The organism is Parapedobacter tibetensis (assembly GCF_024704835.1).
GTDB lineage: Bacteria > Bacteroidota > Bacteroidia > Sphingobacteriales > Sphingobacteriaceae > Parapedobacter > Parapedobacter tibetensis.
The window spans coordinates 1-986 of sequence record NZ_JAMXBE010000060.1; the positions used below are offsets into that span (position 1 = coordinate 1).

General features: G+C 42.9%; 1 protein-coding gene. It reads left to right on the plus strand.

The features are described from left to right. Positions 1-15 precede the first annotated feature (15 nt). Entirely contained in the window at positions 16-246 is a 231-nt protein-coding gene (locus NF543_RS25235; RefSeq protein ID WP_257670980.1) for a hypothetical protein, read from the plus strand. Positions 247-986: the final 740 nt, after the last annotated feature.

Below are 986 nucleotides of genomic sequence, written 5' to 3' on the forward strand. Positions count from 1 at the left end.
TAAGAAACGGCAAGAATGCCCAGCACCACCAGTGGCATCAGCATATACCCAATATTCTTATCTACACATGCATGGCTATATGAGGTTTTTGCGGTATTGGTGCCCATGCATTTTGATAGCATTGAATACCTAAGATACGGGAGCCCCCGTCAGCGTGCAGCATATGACGCATTGACCGCTCACGGGATCATGGATAAACTGCGGGACTACCTCCCGATTCTGGGCGTTTCATTGGACGATGACTGACGTAGGGACGCTTGAACCGGGGCCCTGGTATACGTCAAAAAAAAGCCCCGAAACGGGGAGAATCGGGGCTTTCTAACTAACCAATTATAAACCTAATTATGAAAAGACAAATTTTAATAACTAATATGATAACGCACGAGGGTCTCGATTTGTTACAAAAAAAGTGTTAAGATTTGTTAAAACCGACCACGAAGTGACTTAAGAAAGAAACCCGTTACCTCGTAAGATAACGGCCCGNATTTTAATAACTAATATGATAACGCACGAGGGTCTCGATTTGTTACAAAAAAAGTGTTAAGATTTGTTAAAACCGACCACGAAGTGACTTAAGAAAGAAACCCGTTACCTCGTAAGATAACGGCCCGCCCTAACTTCCTCCTGTTGTTCTTTGGGCTTGCCTCGTATACCGGAAGCCCTTCTTCGTTCAATTAACAAGCTGGCAGTGATTTGGTTTCGCGACGCAGATATTGAAATCGGAATGCATTCCGTATTTTGCGGCCCATTACTCATTGGACGACATGGATTATTCATTCAGGAAAGCAGCCTTTGAAAAGGTATTGACTTGGTTGTTTTGAGACGTGAAAGCGAAAGCAACAACAGACTAACTACAAAAGATCAAGCTGATTAGCATGTTGTCAATAAGTTGACGCTTTTATATGGAAATATTACCTAGAGCAATGGAACCAAGGTTACAGGGTTTCCATAGACGTGATCGTGGAAAAGTAAGTTGGCGATCGCAA